The sequence below is a fragment of the Mycobacterium sp. 4858 genome (genome assembly GCF_900240975.1).
In the GTDB taxonomy this organism is placed as follows: domain Bacteria; phylum Actinomycetota; class Actinomycetes; order Mycobacteriales; family Mycobacteriaceae; genus Mycobacterium.
Map to the genome: position 1 here is coordinate 3,351,455 of NZ_LT968776.1, position 12,253 is coordinate 3,363,707.

At 63.0% G+C, this 12,253-nt stretch carries 14 protein-coding genes and 1 pseudogene; 5 read left to right on the forward strand and 10 right to left on the reverse strand.

Annotated features, from left to right (window positions below):
• Nucleotides 1–91 precede the first annotated feature (91 nt).
• The 5 genes from C1737_RS24570 to C1737_RS24590 all read right to left on the reverse strand — a co-directional run bounded on the left by C1737_RS24570 (nt 92) and on the right by C1737_RS24590 (nt 3,743).
• Nucleotides 92–1,084, reverse strand: coding sequence for an acyl-CoA dehydrogenase family protein (locus tag C1737_RS24570; protein WP_233214856.1), 993 nt, complete (start codon nt 1,082–1,084; stop codon nt 92–94).
• Nucleotides 1,085–1,086: 2 nt separating this feature from the next.
• Nucleotides 1,087–2,289 carry an acyl-CoA dehydrogenase family protein gene (locus tag C1737_RS24575; protein ID WP_102419685.1) on the reverse strand — a complete coding sequence of 401 codons (1,203 nt, stop codon included), beginning with the start codon at nt 2,287–2,289 and terminating at the stop codon, nt 1,087–1,089.
• A 380-nt stretch (nt 2,290–2,669) separates the two neighbouring features.
• Nucleotides 2,670–3,002, reverse strand: coding sequence for a pyridoxamine 5'-phosphate oxidase family protein (locus C1737_RS24580; protein ID WP_142393491.1), 333 nt, complete (start codon nt 3,000–3,002; stop codon nt 2,670–2,672).
• 7 nt (nt 3,003–3,009) lie between these two features.
• Nucleotides 3,010–3,378: a pyridoxamine 5'-phosphate oxidase family protein gene (locus C1737_RS24585; RefSeq protein ID WP_158243999.1), complete on the reverse strand. Its 369-nt coding sequence runs from the start codon at nt 3,376–3,378 to the stop codon at nt 3,010–3,012.
• A 56-nt stretch (nt 3,379–3,434) separates the two neighbouring features.
• The gene (locus C1737_RS24590; protein WP_102420108.1) at nt 3,435–3,743 is read right to left on the reverse strand and encodes an acyl-CoA synthetase; all 309 of its coding nucleotides are present in this window, start codon (nt 3,741–3,743) and stop codon (nt 3,435–3,437) included.
• Between the two features lie 357 nt (nt 3,744–4,100).
• Between C1737_RS24590 and C1737_RS24600 the strand changes: the two genes are divergently transcribed.
• Entirely contained in the window at nt 4,101–5,576 is a 1,476-nt protein-coding gene (locus tag C1737_RS24600) for a class I adenylate-forming enzyme family protein (protein WP_102420109.1), read from the forward strand.
• A 24-nt stretch (nt 5,577–5,600) separates the two neighbouring features.
• The gene (locus tag C1737_RS24605) at nt 5,601–5,903 is read left to right on the forward strand and encodes a hypothetical protein (protein WP_067919784.1); all 303 of its coding nucleotides are present in this window, start codon (nt 5,601–5,603) and stop codon (nt 5,901–5,903) included.
• A 131-nt stretch (nt 5,904–6,034) separates the two neighbouring features.
• On the opposite strand, the gene C1737_RS26800 is transcribed toward C1737_RS24605, so the two are convergent.
• Nucleotides 6,035–6,199, reverse strand: a complete 165-nt coding sequence (locus tag C1737_RS26800; protein ID WP_156764297.1) for a hypothetical protein — start codon at nt 6,197–6,199, stop codon at nt 6,035–6,037.
• A 1-nt stretch (nt 6,200) separates the two neighbouring features.
• Nucleotides 6,201–7,391: a thiolase family protein gene (locus C1737_RS24610; protein WP_102419687.1), complete on the reverse strand. Its 1,191-nt coding sequence runs from the start codon at nt 7,389–7,391 to the stop codon at nt 6,201–6,203.
• 105 nt (nt 7,392–7,496) lie between these two features.
• Here C1737_RS24610 and C1737_RS27330 point away from each other — a divergent pair.
• Nucleotides 7,497–7,793, forward strand: a pseudogene (locus tag C1737_RS27330) (MaoC/PaaZ C-terminal domain-containing protein); the annotation flags it as partial.
• Between the two features lie 552 nt (nt 7,794–8,345).
• A complete protein-coding gene (locus C1737_RS24620) occupies nt 8,346–9,197 on the forward strand; it encodes an acyl-CoA thioesterase II (protein WP_158244000.1) in 852 nt (283 codons plus the stop codon).
• 382 nt (nt 9,198–9,579) lie between these two features.
• On the opposite strand, the gene C1737_RS24625 is transcribed toward C1737_RS24620, so the two are convergent.
• Nucleotides 9,580–10,329 carry an alpha/beta fold hydrolase gene (locus C1737_RS24625; protein WP_102419689.1) on the reverse strand — a complete coding sequence of 250 codons (750 nt, stop codon included), beginning with the start codon at nt 10,327–10,329 and terminating at the stop codon, nt 9,580–9,582.
• 124 nt (nt 10,330–10,453) lie between these two features.
• The gene (locus C1737_RS24630; RefSeq protein ID WP_067919804.1) at nt 10,454–11,047 is read right to left on the reverse strand and encodes a CAP domain-containing protein; all 594 of its coding nucleotides are present in this window, start codon (nt 11,045–11,047) and stop codon (nt 10,454–10,456) included.
• A 175-nt stretch (nt 11,048–11,222) separates the two neighbouring features.
• On the opposite strand from C1737_RS24630, the gene C1737_RS24635 reads away from it, so the two are divergent.
• A complete protein-coding gene (locus C1737_RS24635; protein ID WP_102419690.1) occupies nt 11,223–11,588 on the forward strand; it encodes a DUF732 domain-containing protein in 366 nt (121 codons plus the stop codon).
• A 105-nt stretch (nt 11,589–11,693) separates the two neighbouring features.
• Here C1737_RS24635 and C1737_RS24640 read toward each other — a convergent pair whose 3' ends face one another.
• Nucleotides 11,694–12,131, reverse strand: coding sequence for a lipoprotein LpqH (locus C1737_RS24640; RefSeq protein ID WP_082962475.1), 438 nt, complete (start codon nt 12,129–12,131; stop codon nt 11,694–11,696).
• Nucleotides 12,132–12,253 lie beyond the last annotated feature (122 nt).

The window sequence follows — 12,253 nt, forward strand, 5'->3', positions numbered from 1 at the left end:
GCTCAACCGCTCGAAGAATTCCCGCGCGGTGGCGCGGAAGTCGTCATCTACTTCACCTACTTCATCGAAAATGCTGCGGCGTACCGATTCCTCAGTCCAGGTTGATGATCGCAGGAAGTGTGCGTCCGGGTGCATATGTGTTGAACAGGCGGTCGGCCAGCAGCGACTCCAGTTGCAAGTAGGAGCCGCACAGCGCATCGATCTGAAAGCCTCGCTTCACGTATCGATGGAGGTCATGTTCGGCGGTCAAACCGGCCGCCCCGCACACCTGCAAGACGGCGTCGGCCACGTCGCGGTGTGCCCGACCTGCTGCAACTTTTGCGGCCTGGGCCGACAACGCCCCGCCGTATCGCCACGAGTCGTCGAGAAGTGTTCGCGCGCCTTCCAATTTGGCCGCAGCAGCCGCTAGGGCATGGAGCGCGGACTGGCGCGAGCAGATCGGCGAACCCAACTGGACCCGGGCGCTGACGTGTTCAACGGCGATGTGCAGGGCCTGGTCTGCCAACGCCACGAGTTCGGTGGCCAGCGAGCGATGCGCCGCCGCGATCGCGCGGCCCCACTCCGTTGACGCATCGGTCAGGTCGCCGTTGGCGGCCCCCTCGACGCGACTCCAGATCACACTTGCGTCGAATGTGTCGAGCCGTTCGCTCCGCAGCTGGTCGGCATCGACGACGGTGACAGAGACCGTTCCCATCCCCCCAGAGATCGGAACCAGGACACGGCCGCGCGGGACACCGAGCAGGATGCCCTTCACCTGGCCCTCGTTCGAACTGGGCGTGGAACCTTGGGACAGCGCAGGCAGCACGACGGCATCGAGTGGCGGATCCGCCAACGCAGCCAGTTCGGCCAGCATGACGCGGTCCAGAGCATCGGTCAGCGCGAGCGTGCGCCCCTGTGCCCGGAACAACAGCGCACACGCATCTACCGGGTATTCGGACTCGATCTCCGACCAGCCGAGCTCGGCCAGCAGCGGATCGATCGCCACGTGGTCCTGCTTGGCCGCGACTTCGTCGAACAGGCGGAACACCGCCTCTTCGATCATGGGCCACGATTCGTCGGTTGGAGTCGCTCCTCGCGTGCGCATGGTCACGATGCGCGGCTTTCCTTCGGCAACCCGAGAATGTGGTCGGCGATGATCCCACGCTGAACCCCAGCCGTGCCGCCCATGACCGTGGCGGCCCGCGAGTACCACCACTTCGCGCGTGCGGTGTCGAGCTCGTCAGGGCCGCTCCCGGTGCCGACCATCATGTGGTCTCGCATGAGGTCGAGGATCAGGTCGTACACCGCGCGCTCGGCTTCGCTGCAGAGCAGCTTGTCGATGCTGCTCTCGGAGTCTACGGACTCGCCGGCAGCCAGCTTGCGCACGGTGGTGGCGGCACGGGCCTGCGCTGCGATGACCTCGACGTACACGCGCGCGAACCGCTCTCGCTGGGCCGAACCCGCTCCACGGGTCACCATGTATTCGCGCAGCCGTCCCAACTCCATCAACATATTGTTCAGCGCGGCATAGCCGTACATGCCGCGCTCGTACTGCATCAGGAACATCGTCACGGCCCAGCCGGCGCCGATCTCACCGACCAGCCGTTCCGGTGGCACGCGGACATCGTCGAAGAAGACCTCGGCGAGTTCGCGCCGCCCGCTGGCCAACGCGATCGGATGCACCGTGACGCCCGGTGCATCCGTGTCTATGAGCATCATCGTCAGGCCGCGGTGTCTGCTCTCTGGTGATCCCGTGCGAACGAGCACGCACAGCCGCTTGGCCGTGCCGCCGTGACTGGTCCAGATCTTCTGACCGTTGACTATGAACCAACCCGAGCCGTCGTCGGTTGCCCGCGTCTGCAGGGAGGCCAGATCGCTGCCGGACTCCGGCTCGGAGAAGCCCTGTCCCCACCATTCGGAGCCGTCGAGACAGCGGGGAAGGTACTCACGTGCCAGGTGTGGGGCGAACTTCAGGATCGCCGGCCCCATCACCTCCAACGTCCACGCCTGCGCCGGGATGGGCAGCATCGCGTTCGCGAGCTCCTCGTAGAGGACGGCGCGGTGAATCTCGTTGCCGCCCAAGCCGCCAGCCGCCTCGGGCCAGCCGTATCGATTCCAGCCATCAGCGTGCAACCGTGCCATCACGGCTGCATCGTGTTCGAGCCCGGTCTCGGCGGTCGCGTACGCGGCGGTCCGCCAGTAATCGGCGCAGTCGAGCGTGCGTAGAGACTGTCGGAGATCCTCGCGGAAGATCGCGACCTGCGACACGTAGTCGCCACGGTTCACAACGTCGTTGAGGGAGGCCGACACTACGTCACCCCCTTCGGGTCAACCGGCTTGGATCAGTCGCCTGATCAGCTAAACAGTTATCTATAAGAGGTACACTAGGTCGCGCCCGCCGTCCAGCAGGAGAAAGCCTCGGGGCCGGCGCACAATACTAGATCGGGAGAGCGATTGGAGGGCCGCGTCTCTCAACCGACTAGGCAGGGTGCGTGAGCATCTCTCAGCCCGAGTCGACCACGTGTGCATACAATTCGTGTCACATGATGCGAATGCCTTGCCGCGTGATGAATGGAGACGTCTCGCGGAGGCGATGCGCTAGCGATCGAGCCGTCTGACCCAGATTGGCATTCATACGCTCGGTTATCGCGTAGGACGCCCGGAACCTGGCCCCTGTCTCACTCGGCTCACTACGACTCGCCCCGCTGGAGTTTTCCGAAATCGAAACCCGTGCTTCGCTCGATGTCGACACGAACACCTTCGTCGACGAAGTTTGGCTGGCCGTGCACTATTACACCCCGAATCTCGTAGTAGCTCGAATGCTCATCGGCGACACAGCAGAGCTGTTGGCGCGCAATGGCATTTACCGCGACGGGATCAGTCGGGTCCAACCGCAGCAGCAGCGCTGTGGTGCGGAACTCACTATGAGTGAGGGTGGCCGTCGGCCAGCCCTCGGCGTCGACGGTGCCGACCGCCATGACTTCGCAGCGCGACAGGAATTCGTCGATCTCCTCCGCGTCCATGCGGATATCACGCTTCGGCATTGGCGGCGACCACCCTCCGCGAGGGTCGGGAATGATCGACTTCGATTCGGAACACGACCCGCTTACCGTCTTCCAAACGCTCGCGAACGGTGTCGATCACGGCATCGGGTACGTCTGTCGGGCCCACTTCAGGTCGTGCGGGAATGAACGCGGCTGGATCGATCAGGCGGCTACGGCCCCATAAGGCAACGCCCTCGGCGGGATCGTCGTCGTTGACAATGACAACGCAGACGCGTTCGTCCGCGGCCAGATAGCGCGCCTTCGCGGCCTTGCGATAGGTCGTGAACTCGATGGCTCCGTCACGTGGGGTGCCGGTCATGGGGTATCCGATCACCGTGTCGTCGGGTCGCCTCATGAAGAGGAACATCAAAACCGGCCGGCCGTTCACCAACCATCCGGGGTATACGACCGTCAATTGGCAGCCTGGGTGCAGGGTAGGCTGCGCCTGGCCTTACGGGGTTTGCCGAAAAACTCCTGGAAGTTCTCGTGGTTGATCCGGTGCGTCGAATTGCATCGCGCTGCCATGCGGAGCGCTTTCAGGCGGGCTCGGCCTTTCGAGGGGTCGTGATCTGCGCTGGACTGCTCGAGATGTCCAACGTCATGCTCGGCGGCTGCGGTCTCCAAGTGAAGCCGCTCGCCTGCCTCCCCGAACGTCAATAGGTCGTGGTCGTCCTCATCGAGCCTTTCGCGTGTCGGGACCGCTTCGTCGACGCTTGCCATGGTCTTCCTTTCGGCGAACAGCAATTAGCCTCTTACCGCTCCTAAGTCATAGACACCTAAACAATTAGGAGCCCATCTGTGGATGAACGCCCGGATCGCCTCCGCGCTCGGCCCAGGTTGGCCCAGCATGACGTGGGTCGATCTGCCCTCGATCGCAAGCGCGCGGCCGATCGGAACTGCGCCCCGGTCCTCGTAGCGGCCGAAGGGATGGAGCCCGATGCCGATGATTGCGGTACCCAGCGTGCTGCTCATGGTGCTCCTCGAATCGCTGGTTGGACTCCGGCGGACAGTAAGTATATAACTATATATCGGATTCGAGAAAGGCCCCGGGATTTGAGCATTGCACTGCTGCTGGAGATGGCCGTTTCCGGCGATCCCGATCGTCTCGCCGTAGTCGATCGTGGCGCCCGGCTGACCGCGTCGGAGTTGAGTCAGCTCGCGAGCGGGGGAGCTGGAGTCGTCCGCAGCTCCGGCGCTCAGCACGTGGCATACGTCGGCACCGGCGGGCACATGCTGCCGTCGTTGATCTTCTCGTCCGCGCGAGCGGCCATTCCGTTCACGCCGCTGAACTACCGTCTGAGCGCCGAGAGTTTGCACCAGTTGATCGGGCGCCTGCCGGCGCCGCTGGTAATCGCGGACCCGGAGTACGCCGAACTGGTCGCCGACGCGGGTAGACGCGTGATGACGTCCAAGGAGTTCACCGAAGCCGCTCGTGCGGGCGAACCCGTCGAGGAGTTCGCCGATCCTGATGATGTGGCAATCGTCTTGTTCACCTCAGGTACCACATCTGCGCCGAAGGCTGTGGAGCTGACACACAACAACCTGACCGGTTACGTCACGGGCACAGTCGAATTCGGTTCCGCCGACGCCGACGACGCGGCCCTGGTGTGTGTGCCGCCTTATCACATCGCCGGCATTGGTGCGGCACTGTCGAACCTTTACGCAGGCCGACGGATCGTCTACCTACGCAAGTTCGATCCGCGGGAGTGGGCACAGTTGGTGCGCGACGAGCGAGTGACGACTGCGACGGTGGTGCCGACGATGCTCGACCGCATCATCGCCGAGTTGCAGGCCAGCCCGACGGATCTCCCGACGCTGCGCACTCTCGCGTACGGAGGATCGAAAGTGGGTCTGCCGCTGGTCCGTAAGACCATCGCGCTGCTGCCTCACGTGGGGCTCGTCAACGCGTACGGACTCACCGAAACAAGCTCTACCATCGCGGTTCTCACGCCGGAGGACCACCGCACGGCCCACGGCTCGACCGAGGAGGCCGTGGCGCGCCGGCTCGGTTCAGTCGGCAGGCCGGTGCCCGGCATCGAGGTCCAGATCCGTGATGAGACGGGCACTGTACTCCCGCCCGGTCAAACGGGGGAGTTGTTCGTACGGGGGCCCCAGGTATCAGGCCGATACACGGGAATCGGTTCAGTGCTCGACGCCGACGGCTGGTTCCCCACCAGGGACACCGCGATGCTCGATGACGAAGGCTATCTGTTCATCGGTGGCCGATCCGACGACACGATCATCCGCGGTGGTGAGAACATTGCCCCTGCGGAGGTGGAGGACGTGCTCGTGGAGCATCCCGACGTCCACGAGGTGGTGGTGGTCGGCATCGACGACCCGCAGTGGGGGCAGATCATCGTCGCAATCGTGGTGCCCGAGCCGGGCGCCGAACCGGATGTTGAAGAGCTGCGCGAGTTCGTTCGCAAAACGCTACGGGGGTCACGCACTCCTGACCGCATCGTCATCCGCGATGGTTTGCCGACAACCGCGACAGGCAAGGTACTCCGCCGCGAAGTCGTTGAAAGTCTGCACACTGTGGCCGAACAACATTAGTCACCAAAAACCAAGGAGCTGAAGATGATCAAGAACGGAACCCGTCTGCAGAGCCAGGTATGCGACACGCAGGTCATCGTCGTGCGGTCCGCCGACAGCCTCGATGACTTGCGGTGCGGGGGAGAGCCGATGGTGCCCCTGGACGCTGAGAAGTCACCCCATGCCGACCTGGATCCTGCTTTCGCCGGGGGCAGCACGATGGGCAAACGCTACGTCGACGACACTGGCGCCGAAGTGCTGGTGACCAAGGCCGGAGTCGGGGCGTTGAGTGTCGGTGACACTCCGCTGGCACTCAAAGAGGCAAAACCGCTGCCCGCCAGCGATTGAGAAACATGTTGGCTCGGACTACGTCCGCAACCGAGCCCTCCCAGAAAGGGCACTTAGATATTGGGCGGGACGCGTCGCTGGGGTGTCCGGGGCATCTTGCCATACGTCGACTGCGAGTCGTCGAAAAGCGGTTACTCGCTGGACTCGATGTCTGCCTGAACATCGGGATTGGCGTCGAACAGCTCCGGGCGCTCCGCCGGGAATTTCACCATGAGGGTGGACCACCGTCGTGACCCTTGGAGCACGGCACGTTCGCCGTCGACCCGAAAGAGATTGTCTGCGATGAGTTGAGGCATGTCATGCCACCTCGATAACCATTGCCGACCCCATTCCGCCGCCCGCACACATCGACATCACGCCGATTCCGCCACCGCGGCGGCGGAGCTCGTAGATCACCGACGTCAACATCCGTGCGCCGGTCGCGGCGATAGGATGGCCCAGGCTGATGCCGGATCCGTAAACATTGACGATGTCCTCGTCGAGGCCCAGTTCACGTGTGCATGCCACCGCCTGGGCGGCGAACGCCTCGTTGATCTCGAACAGCGCCACGTCTCCTAGTTTGCGGCCCGCTAACTCCAGCGCTTTGGGGATGGCCGAGATCGGTCCGCTCCCAGTCCGATTCGGCGGCACGCCGACCGAGGTCCACGCCAGCACGTTGGCCAAGACGTCCTTGTCAGTGTCTGGTCTGGCCAGTGCGACCATCGCCGCCGCATCGTTGAGCCCCGAGGAATTTCCTGCAGTCACCGTGAACCCCTCGATCTCGGGATGCAGCACCTTCAGTCCGGACAAGGCCTCCAGAGTGGTGTCGCGGCGCGGGTGTTCGTCCTGGGCGAAGGTGACCGATGACCCGTCGGCCTGCGGAACTCGCAGCGGCACGATCTCGTCGACGAAGGAACCGGCGTCGATGGCCTTCACCGCGCGCTGGTGGCTGCGCAGCGCCCACTCGTCTTGGTCCTGACGCGAGAGGCCGTACTGGACTGCGCAGTTGTGTGCCACCGTGATTGACATGTCGAGGGCCGGCGCGTCCGGTGTCGGCGGGTGTGACAGCGGGGACCAGGGGTCCTCGTAGTCCTCCGGGGACTTACCAGTGGTGAACGGTTTGCGTTTGCGCAGCAGCGGTGTTGTCGAACACGATTCCATCCCGCCGGCCAGGATCGCTCGACTCATTCCGGCCGCGATCTGCCCTGCGGCCACCGCGACCGCAGAAAGACTCGACGCGCATTGCCGGTTGACCGCCATCCCGGGAATGCCGATCAGGCCCAGGTCGACGGCGACGTAGCGGGCGCTGTCTCCGCCGCCCTGCAGGCTCTCGGCGAGCACCAGGTCGTCGAACTCGGCGGCATCAAGTCCTGATCGTTCGATGGCCGCGGCGACCACCGGTTTCGCCAACTCAACGGCAGGCATGTGGATTAGCGTCCCTCTGCGGGCGGTACCGATAGGGGTGCGGGCGGCGGCCACTATGGCTGCGCGCGACGTCGTCGGCGTCATGTGTCTCCCGAAAGGTTCTCGGACTGGCCCCGATGGGTCGTCCTGATTCGCCGTCAGAGTATACCGTTAAATAGATATCTGTATTCGTCGTGTGGCGGGAGTGAAATGAAGTCATTCGGATCGGTCGACGACGCGGTCGAGGCGACAGGGGCCGAACTCGGCGTCAGCCGGTGGTTCGACGTGGAGCAGTCGCGTATCGACGAGTTCGCCGATGTGACCAGGGACCACCAGTGGACCCACGTCGATGTGGAGCGCGTGGAAACTGAAAGTCCCTACGGCGCAACCATTACGCAAGGCTTTCTGACCCTGTCGCTTATTCCGGGCCTGAGCATGGACAACTACCGCGTGGAAAATGCCAGGATGGGCATCAACTACGGGCTGAACCCGGTCGGGTTCGCGTCGCTGCCTCATCGACGGTATCGCGCCCAGCGCGGGGCCCTCCCAAGAAGGGTGGATGCGTTCGGTAACGGTCGAAGCGAAGGGCGCGAACAAGGACTTGACGAAAGCCGTTCGCGTGCTTGGCGATTGTGCCAGGCCCGTGGTGCTGCGTGTGACGTGTCACAGCAGCCTGCAGTGCCTCGGTCCTTGATTTTGGGCGCGCCGGCGTACTCGAATTTCTGCTATATAGTAGATTTGTATCGCGAAATGGTCACCGGGAAGCGGACGGAAATTCTCGGGCAGTCACGGCCCAGAAGAGTGGCCTAGATAGACAGGGATTGCCATGGCAGCTCTGCGTACCCAGACACGAGGCACGCCCAGCAAAAGCGCGGTCGCGTCCGTTCGCCGGGTCAAGAAGACACCGCTGTCGAACCTTTGCGGGGTCCTCGCCCTCATCCCAGCCGAACAAGCCGCCGCGGTATTGCGACTTGCACACGAGCGCCGGACATCGCGGACGCCGGTCGGAAGTCGCAGCCCGCTCCAAGAGGGCTGTTGATGGTCGCCAGTGTCGCATCCTTGATCGACCTGCTCGACGTCCGATTCGTCGCAAGCGACTTCTACCGAGGGACCACGCCCGATATCGGTATGCCCCGGGTCTTCGGCGGGCAGCTGGCAGGCCAGGCGCTGATGGCAGCGGCCAAGACCGTCGAGGAAAAACGCCTCCCACACTCTGTTCAGTCGCACTTTCTCTCCGCGGGGCTGATCGGGCCGCCGATCGACTTTCGCGTCGAACGCTTGCGCGACTCACGCTCGTTCTCCGACCGGCACGTCATAGCCGAGCAGCAGGGTCGGCAGCTTCTTTCCATGCAGGCCTCGTTCCACGCTCCGGAAACTGGGCCCGAGCATCAACTGGCTGCCGAAGCGGTCGACGGCCCGCCAAAGGCCGGCGCGGCCATGCGTCCCTTTCCCGATGATTGGGCGGAATTCTATCGACGATGGTCTTCTCTGGACGTCGACTGGTGCCCGGATTCGAATGGGCGCAAGCCGCTTACGACAACGGGCAAGGGTACGCTGCCGCGCCTCTGGGTGCGAACGTCGACACCTTTCGAAGGTCCTCAAGCGGTCCACAGTGCCATCGCCATATGTGTCGCTGACCTGACTTTGTTGAGGAGCTCCTTCAGCCCCCACGAGATCGGGCCCCACAACGACGTTCAGACGTTCACCCTCGATCACTCTGTGTGGTTTCACCGCCCCTTCCGCATTGATCAGTGGTTGCGCTTCGATCATTTGTCGCCGAGTGCCTCGGAAGGCAGGGCGTTCTGCGTCGGCGGATTCTTCGACGAGCGCGGCAACCACGTTGCCTCTGCGACGCAAGTGGGTCTCATTCGAGAATGGTCAGGTCAACACAATTGGAGGAACAACAGATGATCATCGACGCAGACGGTCATGTGTGTGAGCCGCCGGATCATTGGACCTCGCGGATGCCGCCGAAGTGGGGTGAGCTTATTCCGCGGTACGTTACGTCGACGATCTGGAAATGGATGTCTGGTGTATCGGTGACGAGATCGTCAAGCCGACTGACCCAAAGTGGCATTCATACGCTGAAGGGCCGTCGGCTGTCTCCTACAGTCCGCGTCAGGCGTCGGGACTGCGCCCTGCGGTACAACCTGAGGGCTGTGGCCTGCTCCACTGATGCAAATCGTCCCCGCGGAACGAAGTACGTCGGGTGGGGCAGGTCAACCGCGGCCGCCAGCACGAGTCAAAAGTCGGTGCTGCCAAGCCTGCGGGGCTCGATCTGAAGTACACGCGCTCACCCGACCGAGGCATCGTATCGGCGGCAGCGGTCGAGAAGGACCTGCGCTGTGCGATTCGGATGGCTGATCATCATGTCATGGCATGAGTCGACCTCGACGATGGTGTGGACCCCGCCCAGGGCGTCGATACTTCGCCGTTGGGACGCGATGGAAAGCGCGCGATCGCGGGTAGTGAGGATCCAGGTGCGGGATACGTTCGCCGGAAAGTCACTACGGTCCACCGGTTCAGTCGCGATCGATATCGTTTCGGGGTAGAGCCGTGCCATCATGAACCGGCGTTGCTTCTCGGTCATCTCATTGCTGAACGCATAGCGCGCAAGGAAAGCCGGTATTTTCATCGCTTTTCGCTTCCCCACGCCGCGTCGAGCGAACCATGCCATTGGACCGTCGAGCGTGTCCGTGATCGCTTCGCCCTGACGCGGCACGAACGCCGCCGCCAGAACCATCTCACGGACGCGCGCAGAGCCCAGCCGGGCCACCACCCCGGGTACCGTAACCCCCGCCATCGAGTGGCCAGCGATGACGATTTCGCCAAAACCCGCATCATCGATATCGGCGACCACGGAGTCCACCCAGGCGCCGATGCTGGCTGCGGTCAGGTCACCTGGCTTCGAGCCGCGACCGGGAAGGTCCACCGCGAGGATGCGGAGTTTTGGTTCCTGGCGGCGCAATTCCGAGACCGTCAGATCCCAGCAGTCGCCAGCATGCGCTCCACCATGGACGAGAACCAGATCGGGTAGCGGCATCTGAAGTCCTCAGCGGAACCGCATAGCGCGCCCGTTGGCGTCGAGCAGGCGCAGCACGACGGGCTCACCCGTCTGACCCGCTCCAATGAAGCCGACTGTGTTGATCATTACGTGTGAGCCTTGCTTATTGCGGTGGATTTCCAGGCGGCGGGTACACGCCCCTGAGAATCCAGGGGAACCAGTTGAAGCCAAATTCGAGCTCGTCGCTGGCGTCATAGTCGGGGCTGGGATCGGGCGGAATGTTCTCGCCTTCGGTGTTGACTGGCTGCGCTGGCTTGCCGTAAACGGCGACGACAACGGTACGACCTGGATTGTTTAGCGACCAAACTCCCATTTGGCTGTTGGCGCAGTTGGACATGATGGCCAGATCATCTGGGTTGTAATACCACCGGTTGATCAGATCGACGCCGCTGATTGCTATGGACTGATTGATGGCCACCGTTTCGGTCACCTGACCTTGGTAGCCGGCCGCATTGGCGCGATCTTGTGGGTTTGATCCGTCCGAGCCGGTATCACCATCGAGGGCGCGGTTGTTCAGCAGATCCTCGGCGTGACGCTGCGCTGCGAGTTGCAGTTGCTTGTTGGGCCTGACGTCATTGGTGCAGCCTGCATGGTGCTGCACTGTGAAAACGTTGGCGAGGACACCGTCGTTGAATCGTTTGTTGTTCGGTATGAGCGTGTTGTTGTCATTGTCGGCGTGCGCGGTGGGGCTGGCCAGCAGGGTGGCGGCGATCAGAAGGACGGGCAAAGGCAACGGCCGATAGCGCGTGTACAGGCTCCTGCTTGTCTGAACCGTCATCGCAGAACCCCCAGCTGAGCGCAACGCCGTGTACACGTCGCGGTTTGGAATGGTACTAGTAGAAATTAGATAGATATATTACGCTTTGACGGTCATGAAGCAAGGGAAAACTAGGGCTAAGCTCGCCGTCGCTACGTTCGTTGCTTCAAGCGTTGTCGCGGTGGCAACAGCCCCAGCTGCAGACGCGGACGCGGTCGCGTACCTGCTAAACGTAACTGTTCGGCCTGGGTACGGCTTCGCCAACGCCGATGCGGCCCTGGCCTACGGTCACGGAATCTGCGACAAGATCACCCGAGGTGACAGCTACGCCAGCATCGCGCGTGACGTCAAAGCCGACTTCAACAACTCCGGCGAGTATCAGGCGACGTATCTGATAAGCCAGGCCGCCCAGGAACTGTGCCCCAGCCTCATTTGGCCGCTGCGGAATTCCGCGGGGAACTACCTGCCACCGCCAGGCTGATGCCCGGTATGCATCGCGGCACCTGCCGGACAAAAACGGCGCCGCCCCCGAAACGCTGTGGCGAAAGGCATGTCTCGCAGTTACCAACGGGGTTTCAGCTAGCCGCTAACAGGCGACTCTGATCGTGAAGGTGCCGGTTGTCCTCTGGCCGGGGTTATCTGTGTTGAACCCGTCCGCACTGCCACGGATCGTGTACGTCTGATCGTTCATGGTCACGTCGGCCCTGCCGCCGAGGCCGGCCTCATAACTGCCAGTGAATCCGCCCAAGTCGTTGATGCTGACGGAGTTAGCAGTGAGCGCATCCTTGTTGGAGACGAATGCTTTAACGCCCGCGGCTGGGTTGCCGGTTGCGATCGTCGTTAGTGAACCGAGCAGAATGCACTGGACTGAGTGGATCTCGGGGAGAGTCCGATTGTTGATCGTCACCTGCGCGGTTCCCCCCGGTAGTCGCCCTGACGAAGATAGATTGGCGGGCGACGACGAGCACGCCGCGAGGCCTGCCGCGATCACACCGGCTGCGGACGCGTGGATGAACGACTTCAACACAAGCCCACCTCAGTAGGTTTCGATCTGCAATGCCGCGTACCTCGCGCCAAACGATATGTGCCACCGTCACGGCCGCCCGACGGCAACTTACTCGACAAACCGCGGTGATGGCTAAGCGA